The sequence below is a fragment of the Pseudomonas sp. St386 genome (assembly GCF_018325865.1).
In the GTDB taxonomy this organism is placed as follows: Bacteria; Pseudomonadota; Gammaproteobacteria; order Pseudomonadales; family Pseudomonadaceae; genus Aquipseudomonas; species Aquipseudomonas brassicacearum.
Window position 1 is genome coordinate 1,622,365 of record NZ_AP021900.1, and the last position, 15,923, is coordinate 1,638,287.

Genomic DNA, 15,923 nt, shown 5'->3' on the forward strand with positions numbered 1-15,923 from the left:
CCTGTGGGAGCAAAGCTTGCTCGCGATGAACGATAGCTCGGTTTAGCCTGCTGGATCGCGGTGTATTTATCGCGGGCAAGCCTTGCTCCCACCGAGGCTACTGCTCGCCACACGAACTTTTCCGTGCCCTCGCTGCCCATCCCCCCTAAAATACCGCCATTCCCGATTCGCCCCGCCCCGAGGCCGCTTGTCCATGTCTGCCACCGCAACGCCCGTCCGTCCCGCGCCGGATCACCACGCCCAGTTCATCGAGCTGTTGCGCACCAGCCTTGAACAAAACGCTTTCATCAAACTGGTGCTGGCCAAGTACGTGGGTGAAGAAGCGGACCTCCAGCGGCTGATCATCAAGCAGCTGACGGTCAAGGACCAGCCGTGCCTGTCCTTCGTCTACCGCTACAAGACCCGCGACATCACCAAGAATTTCCCGCTGGCCGAAGGGGTGCAAACCATTGCTGCGCTGTTGCCGGCATCGTTCAAGAACGCGCATTTGCTGGCGGTCACCGACGAGGCCCAGCTGGAGTACAGCAAGAAGGGCAAGAGTTCGCTGTTCAAGAGCAAGCCCCAGCAACTGCGGGAAGTGCCATCTGCCGAGCACAACCGTGAGAAAAATCGCTTCCTCGACCTGAACCGGCCATTTCTGGCCGACCTGGGCGTGACCAACCACAAGCACGAGCTGATTCCGGCGATGTCGCGCAAGTGGAAGCAGATCAACAAGTTCATCGAGGTCTTCAGCCATGCGCTGACGTCTTCGCCGCTGGCCCTGGACAAACCGGTGCGGGTTTCGGATTTCGGTTCGGGCAAAGGCTACCTGACGTTCGCCATCCACGATTACCTGCGTAACACCTTGCAGGCTGAAGGCGTGGTGACCGGAGTCGAGCTGCGCGAAGACATGGTCAAGCTGTGCAACGAAGCCGCTGCGCGCCTGGAACACCCGGGCCTGAGCTTCCAGCACGGTGACGTGCGCAGCGTGGCGCCGAGCGCGGTGGATGTGATGATCGCCTTGCACGCCTGCGACATCGCCACCGACTACGCGATCCACATGGGCATTCGCTCGGGCGCCTCGATCATCATGTGCTCGCCGTGCTGCCACAAGCAGATCCGCTTGCAGATCCAGAGCCCGGCCTTGCTCAAGCCGATGCTGCAATACGGCCTGCACCTGGGCCAGCAGGCGGAAATGGTCACCGACAGCTTGCGAGCGCTGTTCCTGGAAGCTTGCGGCTACGAGACCAAGGTCTTCGAGTTCATCTCCCTGGACCACACCAACAAAAACAAGATGATCCTGGCCGTCAAACGCGCCGAACCTGCGGACCCCACCGAGCTGCTGGCCAAGATCCAGGAACTCAAGACCTTCTACCACGTTACCGAGCATTGCCTCGAAACGCTGCTGCGGGCGGATGGTTACCTCGCCTGAAGCAGCTATACCGAACCCTGTGGGAGCAAAGCTTGCTCGCGATGAGGACGACATGGTTTAACTGCTAGAACCGCGCCATCGTTCATCGCGAGCAAGCTTTGCTCCCACAGGACTCGCTCCCACAAGGGGCTGAGGTGCAGCCCGTCAGGTAATGAGCGGTTATCGCTCGCCTGCCAACACTCCGGACTACCTTTAATGCGTTAACCACCCACGCATTCCCAAAGGAGCCCTTCCCATGCCCGCCAAGAAAATCCTCATGCTGGTCGGCGATTACGTCGAAGATTATGAAGTCATGGTGCCGTTCCAGGCCCTGCAGATGGTCGGCCATACCGTGCACGCCGTGTGCCCGGACAAAACCGCCGGACAGACGGTGCGCACGGCGATCCACGATTTCGAAGGCGACCAGACCTACAGTGAAAAACCGGGGCACTTGTTTGCCCTCAACCATGACTTCGCCAACGTCCAGGCCGCCGACTACGACGCGCTGCTGGTGCCGGGTGGGCGAGCGCCGGAGTACCTGCGCTTGAATGAAACCGTCCTGCAACTGGTGCGCGATTTCGATCTGGCGGGCAAGCCGATTGCCGCGGTGTGCCACGGTGCGCAATTGCTGGCGGCGGCAGGCATCCTCGAAGGGCGCGAATGCAGCGCCTACCCGGCGTGTGCCCCGGAAGTCCGACTGGCTGGCGGGACCTATATCGACATTCCCGTGACCCAGGGCCATGTCCAGGGCAACCTCGCAACCGCACCGGCCTGGCCTGCGCACCCGAGCTGGCTGGCGGGTTTCCTGACGCTGCTGGGCACGGCCATTACCTTGTAATGACGCTGCACAGCGGACTGGCGGGGCAAGCGCGGCGGGTCTTTACTCTCGGGGCATGTCTTCATTGCCAGGAGAAAAATCATGTCCGGATGGTACGAAATCAGCAAAAGCAGCAGTGGCCAGTTTCGGTTTGTGCTCAAGGCGGCCAACGCCGAGACAATCTTGACCAGTGAGCTGTACACCACCCGCAGCGGTGTCGACGGTGGCATTGCTTCGGTGCAGAAAAACAGTCCGTTGACCGAGCGCTATGAACTCAAGAACACCAAGGATGGCCATCCGTACTTCAACCTCAAGGCTGCCAACCATGAAGTGATTGGCAGCAGTGAAGCTTATTCATCGGACGCCGCCCGGGACAAGGGCATCGCCAGCGTAAAGGCCAACGGGCCGACGACTGTCATCAAGGACAAGACCGTGGCTGCGCTCTGACGGGACGGCAACAAGGGCGCCTAGCCTGTGGCGGGGGAATTATGTGTGGGGGCAAAGCTTGCTCGCGATGCAGGCGCTGCGGTTGTGCAGGCTAACCGAGTCATCGTTCATCGCGAGCAAGCTTTGCTCCCACACATGGATCCCCTCTCCACACGTGTTTTAAACCTCCACCGGCACCGACAGTTTCGGATCGCCCAGCGGATGGCTCTTGGCATCGAAGAAGCGCAATTGCACTTCCAGTCCCTGGAACACCTTGGCGTAATGCCGCTTCTGATGCTGGATGAACGCCTGGCTACGGGGATAGATTGAAATCGCCACGGTTTTCGGTGCGGCCAGGCGCAAGGCTTGCACAATGTGGTTGTCCTGCTCGCCCAGGGCATGGCCGAACAGGCACAGGTTGTCGCCGTGCTGCAGCAACTGGTCGTAGCAGAACGACAGGTAATCGCTGCTGCGGATGGTCTTGAGCTTGTCCTGGCTTGGGCCTTCATTGACGAACAACGGTACGTCGTCGAGGGTCTTGATCGTGTTGTTGATGGCGAAACTGCCCAGCAGGGTGCCTTCGGTGGACGTGAGCTTGCGTGCCGTGCCGTCCTGGTTGCGCACCAGGTGCAGGCCGCCGTGCAGGTACAGCAGGCGCGGTTTGTCCGTGGTCGCCCGGCTCAGGTCGAAACTGTGGTCTTCGCCGAAGAACAGGTCGCTGATGCTCTCGGGTGCCTGCTGGATCGCCCAGTAGTTGAGCAGGTCGTAGTTGCTGGTGAACACCGTGCGGTAGCGGCTCAGCTCCTGGTTGAGCGTCGCCAGGGTCGACGGTTGCACCAGGCGCCATGGGATGTGCACCGCATGCACGGTGTTGATCAGCGCTTCCTTGATCGCGTAATAGCGGTTACGCGGGGCGGCGGAGCTGACGGCCAGGGCCTTGTTGACCCGACTGGTGGTTTTCAGCGCAGCGAGCACCTGTTCGAAGCTGCGCGTCTGCATCGCATCGAACACGCTCAGTTCCGACGGGCTCAGGGGTTTCTCCTCGACGGTGCGGGCATTTTCGAACAGCGAGTCATAGCCGAAATCATCCCACACTGCGCGGCTGGCCCCATTGCCCACCAACAGGCCGCTGAAGGCGGTGTCGGCGCGCAAGGCCTCCCAGTCTTCGAGCCGGGTGTCGTATTCCTGGAAATCGGTCATCGCAAGGATCATCTCAAAACGTGGCAAAGGCAGGGCGCGACTTTATCACGACCCAGTCTTGAGCCAGATCAAGATGCGTCATGACTACTCGGTCATTCTGTAGGCCCTGCCGATCCGGCCTCAACCAGGAGCGTGACCCCATGAGCAGCACTTTTTTCATTCCCGCCGTGAACATCATGGGGCTCGGCTGCCTCGATGAAGCGATGACCGCTATTCGCAACTACGGCTTTCGCAAAGCTTTGATCGTCACCGACGCGGGGCTGGCCAAGGCCGGCGTCGCCACCAAGGTGGCCGAGTTGTTGGCGATACAGGACATCGACTCGGTGATTTTCGACGGCGCCAAGCCCAACCCAAGCATCGCCAATGTCGAGCTCGGGCTGGGGCTGCTGAAGGAGAGCCAGTGTGATTTCGTCGTATCGCTGGGTGGCGGTTCGCCCCACGATTGCGCCAAGGGCATCGCCCTGTGCGCCACCAACGGCGGGCAGATCCGTGATTATGAAGGCGTCGATCGTTCGAGCAAGCCGCAGTTGCCGCTGATCGCCATCAACACCACGGCGGGCACCGCCAGCGAAATGACCCGTTTTTGCATCATCACCGACGAGACACGCCACGTGAAAATGGCGATTGTCGATCGCAACGTCACCCCATTGATGTCGGTGAACGACCCGGCGCTGATGGTGGCGATGCCCAAGGGCCTGACAGCCGCCACCGGCATGGATGCACTGACCCACGCGATCGAGGCTTATGTCTCCACTGCGGCCAACCCCATCACCGATGCCTGCGCCCTGAAGGCCATCACCCTGATCAGCAACAACCTGCGCCTGGCCGTGCGTGACGGCAATGACCTGGTCGCGCGGGAGAACATGGCCTACGCGCAGTTTCTCGCGGGGATGGCGTTCAACAATGCATCGTTGGGTTTCGTGCACGCGATGGCGCATCAGCTGGGTGGCTTCTACGACCTGCCTCACGGCGTATGCAACGCGGTGCTGTTGCCTCATGTGCAGAGCTTCAACGCTTCGGTGTGTGCCGTTCGCCTGACCGACGTGGCCCATGCCATGGGCGCCGATACGCGCGGCTTCAGCCCGGAAGAGGGCGCCCGCGACGCCATTGCGGCGATCCGTAAACTGGCCCTTGACGTGGATATTCCGGCCGGTTTGCGTGATTTGGGCGTACGCCTCAATGACGTACCGGTGCTGGCCGCCAACGCCTTGAAAGACGCCTGCGGCCTGACCAACCCACGGGCGGCGGACCAGCGGCAGATCGAAGAGATTTTCCGCAGCGCGTTCTAAGCGACCCGGGGCGGCACGAACTTCACACAGAGCATCGCCGCCGCCCCCAACAGTGCGCACAACGCCGCCAGCGGCCAGGCCTGTTGGCTCAACAACAGACTGGCCATGGCACCGATCACCGAGGCCATCAGTTGGTGCAGGAATCCGCTCAACGCCATGGCATACGCGCCGGCCACCGGTGAGCCTTCGTTGGCCAGGGACAGGCTGATGGGGTAGATCAACGACTGGCCAAACACCGCGAAGCAATACGGCAGCCAGAAGAGCAGCGCGATGCTGCTCAGGGTGAGGCTGCCTGCCAGCATGGTCATGCTCCCGCCCAGCACCAGGGCGATGCCCCAACCCATCATTCGCCGTTGACCGGTACGCAGTACAAAAGCGTTCACCACCAGCGCCCCAAGCAAGTACGCGGCACTGACCGGCCAGCCCAGCAGGCCGTATTCAATGGGCGACCAGTGGAAGCTCCCCTGCAGGATCAGCGGCGCGGCGGTGTTGAAGGCGACGATCACGCCGTAACCCAGCCCACCCGCCAAGGCCGGCAGCAGGAACGCGCGTCGACGCAGGATCTGCCCGTAGATGCTCCACGCCGATTGCCCGTTGCCGGCTTGCACCAGCACCGGGAACCTGGCCCGGGACACCGCCGCTGCCATCGCCAGGCTGACGGCGCCCAAGCCCTGGAAAATCGCCTCCCAGCCGAAAGCGGCCTGGATCAGCGAGCCCAGATACTGGCCGATACCGAGGGCAATCACAAAGGCGATCGATATCCAGGACAGCGCCTTGGCCAACAGATCGCCGCTGAAACTGTCCCGAATCAAGACCCGCGCCATCACCGAGATACCGCTGGCGCCGATGCCCTGGATCAACCTGAGCGTCAGGAACGCCTCCACGGTTGTGCCCAGCGGCAGGGCCAGGTTGCCCAAACCGTACAACCCCAAGGCCGCCAGCAAGACCGGCTTGCGCCCCAGCCGCTGGCCCAGGCTGCCCCACAGCAACATCGGCAGCGCCATGCCGATCAGGTACACCGACAAGCCCCAGGAAACCCGGGACGCATCGGCGCCCAGGTTCCGGGCGATATCGGGCAGGGCCGGCAAGTAGATGCTCATGCCCAGTTGGGCCAGGAAAACGGTGGTGCAGGTGACGATCAGGGTTGTACGGTTCTTCATCGAGCGTCCTGTCTCAAGGGCGGATGTCACGCCCGTGGGTCAGCAGCAGTTCGGTGATCTTTTCGCAAAACGAGCGAATCACGTTCGGCTCCATATCGGCGCGCAGGGTAATGCGAATGGCGGCCTTGCCTTGCGGCACCACGGGGAAAAAGACCGCTGAAGTGAAGTACCCCAGTTCGGCCAGTTCGACGGCCAGGCTGTTGGCCAGGGCCGCTTCACCGCAGGGCACCATGCGGATTGCCATGGGATTGCCGCGCTGTTCAGTGCGCACGAGGCTGTCGAAGAAGCGGATATTAGCTTGCAAACGCTCCTGCAGGGCGCTGAATTCTCGACTGCGGTGCAGGCGGATCGACGCCATGCCGGCGCCGATGGCCGCTGCGTTCAGGCTCTGGGACCAATTGCTCGGGCCACCGTAACGCTGCACCAGCGCCTTGTGCCGTTCACTGCCAAACATGACCAGCCCGCCACTGGCGCCGAATGACTTGGCCAATGAAGCAACGATCAGGGTGCGTTCATCCACGGCAGGGACGCGCGAACGGACCAGGCCTGCGCCGGACTCCCCGACCGCAGACAGCGCGTGGGAGTCGTCCAGATAGAGAAACAGGCCATAGCGCTGCTTGAGATACATCAGGCTGTCCAGGTCCGCCAATCCGCCCATGCTATAGGCGCTGTCGGCCACGTACGCCACGCAGCGCTGGCGTTTGCACAGGTCTTCGATGAAATCCATGTCGTTGTGCGGGCAGGTGACGACCTGGGTTTCATCGGCGCAGGCGGCCTTGCTGTGGTTCATCGAGTAATGGGCGTGTTTGTCGAACACCATGACCGGCGAACACTGGTTGGTGAACGCGCCGCTGGCCAGCAGCGGCAGGATACCGGCGCTTGCCGCACTGCACGACAGAGCACTGAGGCAACTGGCGCCAAACAGCTCCGACAATTGGGTTTCGTACTGGTCCAGGATCGCCAGCTTGCAGCGATTCCTTGAGTTGGCGACCCGCAGGGTTCCGGTTTCCCACAGGGCAGTCATGGCGCCGTCCAGCAACGCGGGGTGATAGTCCAGGCCCAGGTAGGACGTGGTACAGAAGTGATGGAAGGTGCGACCGTATTGGTCGACCAGCACATTGGGTGTCTTGACCTCGACATTCAACCCTGAGATTTTTCCGGCTTCGGTGCCCTGCCAGTTCTGGTCTGCGAGGGAAATCACCTTGCGGTAGTGAGTGAAGTGATGGGGCGCTTGAGCAGTCTGGTTCATGGTGCGATTACATTCCTTGATGAGTGGTGCTGTCCGTGGGGTGTTTCGATAGCGGTGTGTTTCCAGACTTTACAGATTGTTGTGCAGGGCTTTGAATCGGCTGTTTCCGGCGTGCTTGAGTGTCACTGGAGAGTTCTGCGTAGGACTTTGCCTAGGGCCTTGGACGGGGAATCCGTCGGCGATGTCGGAGCTTGGAAGTACCCTGGGTTCGCCCCAAGCCCGCTGGGTTATCACTCTTTTCTGAAGGTTGCTTGCTGATGCTCTCAGGCCTCAATCATCTGACCCTTGCCGTCACCGACCTGGATCGCAGTGTGGTTTTTTATGGCGAGCTATTGCAGCTGCGTCTCGAAGCCAAGTGGGACCATGGGGCCTATTTGTCGCTGCCGGGTTTGTGGTTGTGCCTGGCTTTCGACCCGTTGCGCAGGCCTGAGCCGGTGGCGGACTACACCCATTACGCTTTCAGCATCGATGCCGAGAGTTTCCCAGTGCTGGTGGCGCGGCTGAACGCGGCCCAGGTGTCATCGTGGCGCGACAATCGCAGCGAGGGTGATTCGTTCTACTTTCTCGACCCGGACGGGCACAAGCTCGAAGTCCATGTGGGCGACCTGGCGTCCCGGTTGAAGGCCTGCCGGCAGGCACCGTATGCCGGTATGGCGTTTTTTACGGAGTGAAGGGGCTGCGTTGAAGCGAGTAGCTGCATCTCCCGGGCGTTTCGCTCCCTACAGTCGATCCCCTGCGCTATCCTCATCGGTATTGGTGGGGCGCGTCGGTCTCGCTCGTTGTATCGGCGTCACGAACTGACGATCACCCGCTTCGCTCACCGTTGCATTATCCGGATGACCTCCAGCCCCATGGACACTCGAAGTTCCGCGCCGCTGGCCAGCTACATCGACCTTCTGCTGGACGCCGTGTGTGCCGTCGACGGCCAAGGGCGTTTCGTGTTTGTCAGTGCTGCCTGCGAACAGATTTTTGGCTACACCCCGCAGGAGCTGATCGGCCAGCCGATGATCGACCTGGTGCACCCCGCCGACCGTCAGCGGACCCTTGAGGCGGCGCGGGAGATCATGGACGGCGAGCCCAAGCTCAATTTCGAGAACCGTTACCTGCGCAAGGACGGTCGGGTGGTGCACATCCTGTGGTCGGCGCGCTGGTCGCCGGTGGACCAACTGCGCATTGCCGTGGCCCGGGACATCACCGAACGCAAGCAGGCCGAGTCCCGGCAGGCGGCGTTGTATGCGATTTCCGAGGCGGCCCATGCCGCGGCAGACCTGCTGGCGCTGTTCAAGCGCATACACCTGATTATTGGCGAGTGGCTGCCGGCGCTGAATTTTTCGGTGGCGCTGTATGACGAACAATGTTCGCAACTTAACTTCCCCTATCACGTCGACGACCGGGAAGGGCAGCCGGAATTGCCGGGCACGGTCACCGGGCGTTTGTGCGCCGAAGTGATTCGCAGCGGCCAGCCAATCCTGCTGACGCCTGGTTGCAACGACTTGCCGCCGGGGTTCGACGACCTTGTAGCGCGGCCAGATGCGCCGTGTTGGCTGGGCGTGCCGCTGAACTCGCAGAGCGGCACGATTGGCGCGCTGATCGTCAAGAGTGCGCCGCACAACGAGCGCTACACCGAGCAGGACAAGGAACTGCTGCAATACGTCTGCGCACAGATCACCGTCGCCATCGAGCGCAAGCAATTGCACGCCCGGTTGCAGCACATGGCTCAGTACGATCAATTGACCCAGGTGCCCAACCGCGAATTGCTCCGGGAGCGGTTCAAGTGCGCACTGGCAAGCGCGCGCGCGGCGTCCGGGCGCATGGCCTTGCTGTACATCGACCTGGACCGTTTCAAGCAGATCAACGACACCTATGGCCACGGGGTTGGCGACATGCTGTTACAAGCGGTGGCCAATCGTCTCAAGGGCTGTATCCGCGACACCGACACCGTGGCACGTATTGGCGGGGACGAGTTCGTGGTGCTGCTGCACAGCATCCAGGCCTTGGAGGATGCCCAACGCGTGCAGGAAAAAATCCGCCATGCACTGGCCCAGCCGCTGCGTCTGGACGGGCACTGCCTGAGCATCGAACCGAGCATCGGCGTGGCCTGTTTCCCCGACCATGGCACTGAAGATGTTGCCCTGTTCCGCCACGCCGACGAGGCGATGTATGCGGCCAAACGCCAGAATCACAGGGTGTTCGGTATCTGATAGCGTGCCACCGTTCGTCGTGGCACAAGCACCTTTCTCAAACCTTCAGCCCATATCCAATTCGAATACAAGAAGGGCTCTGCGTGCCCTGCATTCGAGAATAGGGAGGGTTGGATCATTCCCGGCCCAAGCGGTATTTATCTGGCAAACATTGCTCATGATCGAACGAAGGTGTCCGAAGCGGGTCGCAGAAGTGGGAGAACCACCATCACGACCGTCGAAAGCCGAGTCGGACATCTCGCTGAGTATTCATGGCTGGTTCTGATTCAACGGTGGATAACCCACCAGAACTTTCATCAGAGGAGGGCGCGACCATGAGCCGTATGGCCAGCTTTTTTCGCACCACCAGTGTTGTCGTGTTGATGGGCCTGGGCGCCAACAGTGCCTGGGCCCAATCGCCTGCCGAATTCATCAACGATGCTTCAGCCAAAGGCATGGCCGACATAGAGACAAGTCGCATGGCCCACGGGAAAGCCGAATCCAGGGAGGTCAAGGACTACACCATCATGGTGATCAACGACCGCACCACGGCCAATCAACACCTGGCGAAGATCGCCAAGAAGCTCGACTTGCCTGTCGCCCCCCGGGAAGAGGTGGCGGACAAGGCCAAGGCCCTGATGCCGCAGGTCAAGGAAGGCGAGTCGTTCGAGGCTGCGTATGCCGCCACCCAGGTCAAGGCCACCGAGGAGGCCATCGCGCAGATCCAGCAAGAGGCCCAGACCACCGAAGTGCCGGAGATCAAGGCCTTCGCCGATGAAACCCTGCCTAAACTGCAGACCCATCTCGAAATGGCCAGGGCCCTGCAAGCCAGCCGCTGATCCGCTGCGTTTTTTGTATTCAGGGCCGGGACGTTCGCGTCCCGGCTGATTTTTGCCCGCCAAAAGGAGAACCTTCCAGCGCGTCTGCGTCAGCACTGGTTCAGGTCTACTTTGTTCTTTTCTTCCAGCCCTTCAAGACTCTTGGCTTCGCCGTGACCCATGGCCTGGTAATGCTTTCTCAGCGCCTCCAGTTGCTTGAGGTCCAGCGACTCAAGGCCGAGCATTGCATTCTGTGCCTCCTTGGTCGCTCGCAATAACTCATCGACCTTGAGGTGCAAGATGTCGGTATCGCGGTTCTGCGTGTTTTGAATCAGGAACACCATCAGGAAGGTAATGATCGTCGTTGATGTATTGATGATCAGTTGCCATGTGTCATTGAAGTCGAAAAGCGGTCCGCTGAGGGCCCAGAGCGCCAACAACACGATGGCCCCCAGAAACGTCTTGGGGCTCCCCGCCCAAAGGGCCAGTTTTTGCGCGATTTTTGCGAAGGTCATTGCTGTGTTCCTTATGGATGCACCTGTCTGGTGTGACAGCAACGAAACGGTGAAAATTCTGCTTACATTTTCAGGCGCCGCTGTTCGGCAGGGTTTTTCGTGCAGCCTGAAAATCATCGCAACCAATTGCCGTGTTGGCGGGTCACTCCTTAAGGCCCTCAGCTTCGGAGTCCACCATGAACCTCGCACGCACTGTTTGCCTTGCCTGCTGTTTGTTTGCCCTGCAAGGCTGCTTCGACAACTCGGGTAACGAGACCAAGGACAACACCGATGGCACCAAGTCCTCGGTGCAGATGCAAGAGTCTGGAGCGGAAAAGAAATAGGCAGCCCGCAACCCCTCGAATGGGCTGTCGCAAAACCCTGTGGGAGCGAGCCTGCTCGCGATGGCGTCGGGTCAGCAACATCAAGGGTGTTGACGTACCGCTATCGCGAGCAGGCTCGCTCCCACAGGCTCTTTTCTCCAGCATTGATTGCTCACCGCCCTTGCTGCAACACCTTGAGCGCTGCCGAAGCCAGGAAGCCGGAACGGCTCTTCTCTTCAGGATGGTGCAACACGTATTCATCAATACGATTGAGCAGATAGCCGGGCAACGTGATGTTGAGTTTCTGCGCCTTGCCCAGGTACTTGGTCACATCGATGTCCACCAGCGCCCAGGTGCAGCCGGCATATGCCGGATTGGCGGCGTGCAAGGTGACGGTGTTGGCCGAAGGAATCGGCGAGCCGTCCTCAGCCAGAACCTCGAAATGCCCCTCGATGGCCTCACGCGCCATCGCCATGGCCTCGTCCAGGTCATCGCCTGCGGAAAAGCATCCGGGAATATCCGGTACTTCAACACCCCAGGCGTGCTTGTCATCGCCCATGGAAATCGCAATCGGGTAAAGCATATTCATCGTCCTCCGGGAACGTCGCGCAACGGGTCGGCTGAAGCAGCGCCTGTTGCAAAATACTGATGGCCGTTTTCTTGAGCAGGTCCTTCTTCGGATGAGGAACCGTGACCAATCCCGGCTTGGTCGGGTGCTTGAAGTGATGGTGGCTGCCCCGAACCCGCACCAGATACCAACCGTCTGCAATGATTTGGCTTATCAAGAATCGGCTATTCACAACACCTCCGTGTGGTGTGCTTGGTGGGTACTATACCTGCTGAAAATGAATGATCAACACTATAACCACCGAAGGTGGCCTCGGCAGGTAAGCGCAGTCATCGCAACGAAGTCTAGAAGCGGCGTCGCACAAGGGCGGCAGAGGGGCAGGGTGGGTTTATTTCGGGATGTGAGACAGGGGGCAAATGCTTGGGTGGCGAGGGAGCTTGCTCCCGCTGGGGTGCGAAGCAGCCCTGGATTTACAGATCAAATAGCAGGAGCCACTTCGCGAAACTACGGTCGCTATGACTGCTGCACAAACGTCAGCCGTACCGCAAAACCAATCAGAAGACTGCCAAACAGCCACTGCTGTACGCGCTGGGCCGAAGGCGAACGCTGAAGCCAGCGACCGAGTGCGACACCCACCAACGCATAGGCGCTATCGAACAGCAGGCCGACGCCGACCAGTACCACGCCCAGGGTCGCGAATTGCCCTAGCACTGGTCCGCCTTGTGGATCGATGAACTGCGGCAACAGCACCGAGCAAAACAGCAAGGCCTTTGGATTGAGCAGATTGGTCAGCAGCCCACGCCGAATCGCCTGGTGCCAACGCCGCTTTCCGGCCTCGACAGCGGCGTTTTCAAAATTCGGCAACAAGGTGGTCCGCAGGCATTGAAAACCGATCCATAACAAGTAGGCCGCCCCGGCCAGACGCACGACATCGAACGTCCACGGCGCGGTCTTGAACAAGGCCGAAAGCCCCAACGCCGCCAATGCAACATGACACCCACGAGCAACCCCCAGGCCCACCGCCGTCGCCAGCGCCGCGCCCCTGCCCTGACGGGCACCGGTTTGCAGCAGCAGAATCATGTCCGGCCCGGGCAACAGATACGCCACCGTCAACGCCATCAAAAACAACCCGAGCTCTGCCATGCCACACCCCTTCATCAACGATTCGCAAGTGCCCAGTCTATGGCTGAGAGGCAGGGCAGGTGGTTGCGAAGTCAGCTTCTAAAGCTTCTCGAATTGGCATAACCTGCCACGTATCTGCATCATCCAATCGGAAAATGCCAACTTATGAAACTGGACGCCTTCGACCGTAAAATCCTCGTCGCGCTGCAACGAGACGGCCGCCTGAGCAACGTGCAACTGGCCGAAGAAATCGGCCTGTCCCCGTCGCCCTGCTTGCGCCGCGTGCGGATGCTTGAAGAAGCCGGTGTCATTCGCGGTTATCAAGCCGTCCTGGACCGCGACGAAGTGGGCCTCGGGCTGACGATCTTCGTCGGCGTCAAGGTCGAACGGCACAACGACGAGCGAGCCGAAGCATTTCGCCAGGCAGTGACGGCATTGCCCGAAGTGATCTCGGCGTTCCTGGTATCGGGCGAGTCGGATTTTCTACTGCAAGTCGTGGTGCCGGACCTGCGGGCTTATGACCGTTTTGTCACGGGGCATTTGTTGAAATTGCCCGGCATCAGCGATATCCGGAGTAACTTTGCGATCAATACGGTGAAGACGCCGGGGGCGTTGCCGTTGGGGCATTTGCCTGGGGCTGAATAGTTTTTACGATGGGGATTTATCCACGTCCTAATAACATTCGCTGTTTGAATGCGTCGGGATTGAATGGGCGAGGGGGCCGCTGGACTCACCGTCTTCAAGGGCCGAGCGGATATCCTTCAGTTCGGCATTACGTTCCTGAGCGCGCTGATTGGCAACGGTTATAGTTTTTCGAACGCTTCCCATGCTTGAGCCTCTAGGGACGTCGGTATTGCTAAGCCCCGCTGCGAAAGAAGCAGGGCTTAGCGCTGCCTATCGGATGGGGTTCCCTATGTCCCCATGCTCAGGACTTACTGTCGATCTACTGCGCCTCGGATTGTTTCTTGGACTCAGCCGCCGGCCTAGGCGTAATGACCTTCACAACGTCATCAATCACCGCCTTGCTCATCTCCAACAAAAAGTGCGCAGCCCAGGCGTATCGGTCGGTGCTCTTTTCAAACGCCGCGTCTTCGGCAAGCCGGTGAGCGAGATGCAAAAGATCTGACGCTCGTTCCAATGCCTCTTGGATGGGGACACCGCCGTTGACACGGAACAGTGCTCGATCAGCGGAATAGTTGAAGGGGGTGTAGCCGATGGTTTTTAGCTCAGTGTTTTCGTTCATGGCCTGCCCCCGTCGATCGAGAAACAGTAGGTTCGAGGCCTGAGCTTTGGCTGGTTTGAATGTGATTTGATTTGCTGCGAGGTACGCATTGTCTAGCTCCCGTGAAGCGCGGTTGCTTGACTCACGGGTTTCCAAGCCCGATCGCCTGATTTGCAGCGACGTCTGGGAGAGTAGCCATCGAAGGACAAGGGCAACAAGGCGAAAACTCGCCGAAAAGCCAATTAAGCGCACCCCCTACGCAGTTTTCGGATTTTGCCTACAAATCTCCCGGGGACATGCGATACGTGGCGAGGGAGCTTGCTCCCGCTGGGTTGCGCAGCAGCCCCTCTTGTGAGCGCTTCGCACTCAAGCGGGAGCAAGCTCCCTCGCCACGGGACTCATTTATTCTCAGTACTATTGTCTATCTTTCCTTCAACGGTCCCGTTGTTGAGGTTGTGCAATGTCTCGTTGGCCGTAGTCAGCTTTCCAAAGCTTGCCGACGAGCCCGTAGGCGCCAGAGCGTGAAAAGCAGGTTAACGACAGAATGAAAAAGCCCGGCGTTAGGCCGGGCAGTTTTGGAATCCAGTAACGTGATCAGGCTTGTTTTGCACGTGCAGCCAACATCACTTCATTCTGTTTTTTGGTAGCTTCGGTCAGCACTTCACTGTAGACGCGTTTTTTTTCTTCCGATTTCGCATTACGAATGAAGTCTGCGAATGGGCTCGTGGACTCCTTTGTGGATCCGAGTTTCATGGTAAACATGGAGTTGCTCCGTCATTTATCCCAAGCATGGCCATCAGCTCGTGTCGCGTATGCTTCTCGGGGATATGGTAGTCGATCTTGTCAACGCCAGCCTTGTAAAGGCGCCCAGAATTATCAATGTGCTTCACAAGCAGATCGACATGTAGATTCTTGCCAAACTCTAGCTTAAGTGTTTACCACGTCACGTGCTGCAAAGTATTGGTCGACGAAATGCTCAGGTCGAATCCTCCGTCCTTCGGCTTCCTCACGGGCCGTTACAAAGGCCCAAGCAAGCCTAGGATCTTGATAGACGTAGAGTATTTGTACAAATCTCCCCTTGTCGAGGCACCGCTGCACATTTTTCCTCGCAATCTCTATATTTGAAAGAGTCCCATCCAGCAGAAAAGACTGCTTTCGATCTAGGGCGAGGTCAATCAGCTTCTCAACAAGAATTGAAACGGCACCTTGGAAAAGCCAGGCATTGCCACCCTGATACGCTTCAAATTCGTTTCTGAGCTCGTCTGGATCAATTCGTAGGATGGGCGTATCACAGAAAAGGTTCAGCAGCGCTAAAGATGCTTCTGTTTTACCCGCGCCCGGCGACCCCGCCATGAAAACCGAAACAGGTTCTTTTTCGGGGGATACTTGGTCTGATCCGTGAGCCGCTTGCCAATAGCCTTCTTGTTTGATCGGGAAAACCTGATCGCGTCATCCCAGATGGCCTGCTCTTCTCCCGTCATTCCAAGCCTTTTGTCTTCTTGCACTGAATGCGGACCCTCTTCGTGTGACTGGTGATTTGCCGTTTGTGCTCCGGGCTTTACCGTACCGCATGCGACAGCTGGGAGGGGGAATTACGACGTAATCCGCCGTGCTTACCTTGTCCAAGTGTTTCTAACCTAGAGGTGGCAAGGCCCCATTGGCCGG

17 protein-coding genes and 2 pseudogenes are annotated in these 15,923 nt (G+C 59.4%); 9 read left to right on the top strand and 10 right to left on the bottom strand.

Annotated features, from left to right (window positions below; genetic code table 11):
* The first annotated feature begins 193 nt into the window (after positions 1 to 193).
* The 3 genes from KI235_RS07135 (at position 194) to KI235_RS07145 (ending at position 2,654) form a co-directional block, all read left to right on the top strand.
* Positions 194 to 1,411, top strand: coding sequence for an SAM-dependent methyltransferase (locus KI235_RS07135; RefSeq protein ID WP_003198698.1), 1,218 nt, complete (start codon positions 194 to 196; stop codon positions 1,409 to 1,411).
* Positions 1,412 to 1,646: 235 nt separating this feature from the next.
* Complete coding sequence (locus tag KI235_RS07140) at positions 1,647 to 2,228, top strand: DJ-1/PfpI family protein (RefSeq protein WP_003198700.1); 582 nt, start codon at positions 1,647 to 1,649, stop codon at positions 2,226 to 2,228.
* Between the two features lie 81 nt (positions 2,229 to 2,309).
* On the top strand, positions 2,310 to 2,654 hold the full coding sequence (locus KI235_RS07145) for a YegP family protein (protein WP_003198702.1): 345 nt from the start codon (positions 2,310 to 2,312) through the stop codon (positions 2,652 to 2,654).
* A gap of 159 nt (positions 2,655 to 2,813) precedes the next feature.
* Here KI235_RS07145 and KI235_RS07150 read toward each other — a convergent pair whose 3' ends face one another.
* Positions 2,814 to 3,833: a DUF4917 family protein gene (locus tag KI235_RS07150; protein WP_212795608.1), complete on the bottom strand. Its 1,020-nt coding sequence runs from the start codon at positions 3,831 to 3,833 to the stop codon at positions 2,814 to 2,816.
* A 140-nt stretch (positions 3,834 to 3,973) separates the two neighbouring features.
* On the opposite strand from KI235_RS07150, the gene yiaY reads away from it, so the two are divergent.
* Complete coding sequence (gene yiaY, locus KI235_RS07155) at positions 3,974 to 5,122, top strand: L-threonine dehydrogenase (protein ID WP_003198706.1); 1,149 nt, start codon at positions 3,974 to 3,976, stop codon at positions 5,120 to 5,122.
* On the opposite strand, the gene KI235_RS07160 is transcribed toward yiaY, so the two are convergent.
* Positions 5,119 to 6,282, bottom strand: a complete 1,164-nt coding sequence (locus KI235_RS07160) for an MFS transporter (protein ID WP_028236969.1) — start codon at positions 6,280 to 6,282, stop codon at positions 5,119 to 5,121. The two genes, yiaY and KI235_RS07160, sit on opposite strands and share 4 nt — an antisense overlap.
* 13 nt (positions 6,283 to 6,295) lie before the next feature.
* Complete coding sequence (locus KI235_RS07165; RefSeq protein ID WP_003198711.1) at positions 6,296 to 7,531, bottom strand: aminotransferase class I/II-fold pyridoxal phosphate-dependent enzyme; 1,236 nt, start codon at positions 7,529 to 7,531, stop codon at positions 6,296 to 6,298.
* 257 nt (positions 7,532 to 7,788) lie between these two features.
* Between KI235_RS07165 and fos the strand changes: the two genes are divergently transcribed.
* From fos to KI235_RS07180, 3 genes are all read left to right on the top strand, one after another.
* On the top strand, positions 7,789 to 8,202 hold the full coding sequence (gene fos / locus KI235_RS07170) for a fosfomycin resistance glutathione transferase (RefSeq protein WP_003198713.1): 414 nt from the start codon (positions 7,789 to 7,791) through the stop codon (positions 8,200 to 8,202).
* 180 nt (positions 8,203 to 8,382) lie between these two features.
* On the top strand, positions 8,383 to 9,732 hold the full coding sequence (locus KI235_RS07175) for a GGDEF domain-containing protein (RefSeq protein WP_003198716.1): 1,350 nt from the start codon (positions 8,383 to 8,385) through the stop codon (positions 9,730 to 9,732).
* 314 nt (positions 9,733 to 10,046) lie between these two features.
* The gene (locus KI235_RS07180; protein WP_027911683.1) at positions 10,047 to 10,550 is read left to right on the top strand and encodes a DUF4142 domain-containing protein; all 504 of its coding nucleotides are present in this window, start codon (positions 10,047 to 10,049) and stop codon (positions 10,548 to 10,550) included.
* Between the two features lie 89 nt (positions 10,551 to 10,639).
* On the opposite strand, the gene KI235_RS07185 is transcribed toward KI235_RS07180, so the two are convergent.
* A complete protein-coding gene (locus KI235_RS07185) occupies positions 10,640 to 11,044 on the bottom strand; it encodes a low affinity iron permease family protein (protein ID WP_013692463.1) in 405 nt (134 codons plus the stop codon).
* Between the two features lie 176 nt (positions 11,045 to 11,220).
* On the opposite strand from KI235_RS07185, the gene KI235_RS07190 reads away from it, so the two are divergent.
* Complete coding sequence (locus KI235_RS07190) at positions 11,221 to 11,367, top strand: hypothetical protein (protein ID WP_003198724.1); 147 nt, start codon at positions 11,221 to 11,223, stop codon at positions 11,365 to 11,367.
* A 151-nt stretch (positions 11,368 to 11,518) separates the two neighbouring features.
* On the opposite strand, the gene KI235_RS07195 is transcribed toward KI235_RS07190, so the two are convergent.
* The 3 genes and pseudogenes from KI235_RS07195 to KI235_RS07205 form a co-directional block, all read right to left on the bottom strand.
* Entirely contained in the window at positions 11,519 to 11,929 is a 411-nt protein-coding gene (locus KI235_RS07195; RefSeq protein WP_003198726.1) for a type II toxin-antitoxin system HicB family antitoxin, read from the bottom strand.
* Positions 11,930 to 11,969: 40 nt separating this feature from the next.
* A pseudogene (locus tag KI235_RS07200) lies at positions 11,970 to 12,146 on the bottom strand (type II toxin-antitoxin system HicA family toxin); the annotation flags it as partial.
* A 281-nt stretch (positions 12,147 to 12,427) separates the two neighbouring features.
* Positions 12,428 to 13,057 (bottom strand): LysE family translocator, encoded by a 630-nt coding sequence (locus tag KI235_RS07205; protein WP_003198730.1) that lies wholly within the window; start codon positions 13,055 to 13,057, stop codon positions 12,428 to 12,430.
* Between the two features lie 144 nt (positions 13,058 to 13,201).
* Between KI235_RS07205 and KI235_RS07210 the strand changes: the two genes are divergently transcribed.
* The gene (locus KI235_RS07210) at positions 13,202 to 13,681 is read left to right on the top strand and encodes an Lrp/AsnC family transcriptional regulator (RefSeq protein WP_003198732.1); all 480 of its coding nucleotides are present in this window, start codon (positions 13,202 to 13,204) and stop codon (positions 13,679 to 13,681) included.
* Positions 13,682 to 13,979: 298 nt separating this feature from the next.
* On the opposite strand, the gene KI235_RS07215 is transcribed toward KI235_RS07210, so the two are convergent.
* From KI235_RS07215 to KI235_RS07225, 3 genes and pseudogenes are all read right to left on the bottom strand, one after another.
* Positions 13,980 to 14,279, bottom strand: coding sequence for a DUF3077 domain-containing protein (locus KI235_RS07215; protein WP_028236970.1), 300 nt, complete (start codon positions 14,277 to 14,279; stop codon positions 13,980 to 13,982).
* Between the two features lie 573 nt (positions 14,280 to 14,852).
* Positions 14,853 to 15,020, bottom strand: coding sequence for a hypothetical protein (locus KI235_RS07220; protein WP_003198738.1), 168 nt, complete (start codon positions 15,018 to 15,020; stop codon positions 14,853 to 14,855).
* Positions 15,008 to 15,739, bottom strand: a pseudogene (locus KI235_RS07225) (zeta toxin family protein). The gene KI235_RS07220 and the pseudogene KI235_RS07225 overlap by 13 nt, the downstream one beginning before the upstream one ends.
* Positions 15,740 to 15,923: the final 184 nt, after the last annotated feature.

Bases quoted from the DNA above. Each gene is read 5' to 3' on its own strand.
- KI235_RS07135 (WP_003198698.1), top strand. From the start codon at position 194: ATGTCTGCCACCGCAACGCCCGTCCGTCCCGCGCCGGATCACCACGCC.
- KI235_RS07140 (WP_003198700.1), top strand. From the start codon at position 1,647: ATGCCCGCCAAGAAAATCCTCATGCTGGTCGGCGATTACGTCGAAGAT.
- KI235_RS07145 (WP_003198702.1), top strand. From the start codon at position 2,310: ATGTCCGGATGGTACGAAATCAGCAAAAGCAGCAGTGGCCAGTTTCGG.
- KI235_RS07150 (WP_212795608.1), bottom strand. From the start codon at position 3,833: ATGACCGATTTCCAGGAATACGACACCCGGCTCGAAGACTGGGAGGCC.
- yiaY (WP_003198706.1), top strand. From the start codon at position 3,974: ATGAGCAGCACTTTTTTCATTCCCGCCGTGAACATCATGGGGCTCGGC.
- KI235_RS07160 (WP_028236969.1), bottom strand. From the start codon at position 6,282: ATGAAGAACCGTACAACCCTGATCGTCACCTGCACCACCGTTTTCCTG.
- KI235_RS07165 (WP_003198711.1), bottom strand. From the start codon at position 7,531: ATGAACCAGACTGCTCAAGCGCCCCATCACTTCACTCACTACCGCAAG.
- fos (WP_003198713.1), top strand. From the start codon at position 7,789: ATGCTCTCAGGCCTCAATCATCTGACCCTTGCCGTCACCGACCTGGAT.
- KI235_RS07175 (WP_003198716.1), top strand. From the start codon at position 8,383: ATGGACACTCGAAGTTCCGCGCCGCTGGCCAGCTACATCGACCTTCTG.
- KI235_RS07180 (WP_027911683.1), top strand. From the start codon at position 10,047: ATGAGCCGTATGGCCAGCTTTTTTCGCACCACCAGTGTTGTCGTGTTG.
- KI235_RS07185 (WP_013692463.1), bottom strand. From the start codon at position 11,044: ATGACCTTCGCAAAAATCGCGCAAAAACTGGCCCTTTGGGCGGGGAGC.
- KI235_RS07190 (WP_003198724.1), top strand. From the start codon at position 11,221: ATGAACCTCGCACGCACTGTTTGCCTTGCCTGCTGTTTGTTTGCCCTG.
- KI235_RS07195 (WP_003198726.1), bottom strand. From the start codon at position 11,929: ATGCTTTACCCGATTGCGATTTCCATGGGCGATGACAAGCACGCCTGG.
- KI235_RS07205 (WP_003198730.1), bottom strand. From the start codon at position 13,057: ATGGCAGAGCTCGGGTTGTTTTTGATGGCGTTGACGGTGGCGTATCTG.
- KI235_RS07210 (WP_003198732.1), top strand. From the start codon at position 13,202: ATGAAACTGGACGCCTTCGACCGTAAAATCCTCGTCGCGCTGCAACGA.
- KI235_RS07215 (WP_028236970.1), bottom strand. From the start codon at position 14,279: ATGAACGAAAACACTGAGCTAAAAACCATCGGCTACACCCCCTTCAAC.
- KI235_RS07220 (WP_003198738.1), bottom strand. From the start codon at position 15,020: ATGTTTACCATGAAACTCGGATCCACAAAGGAGTCCACGAGCCCATTC.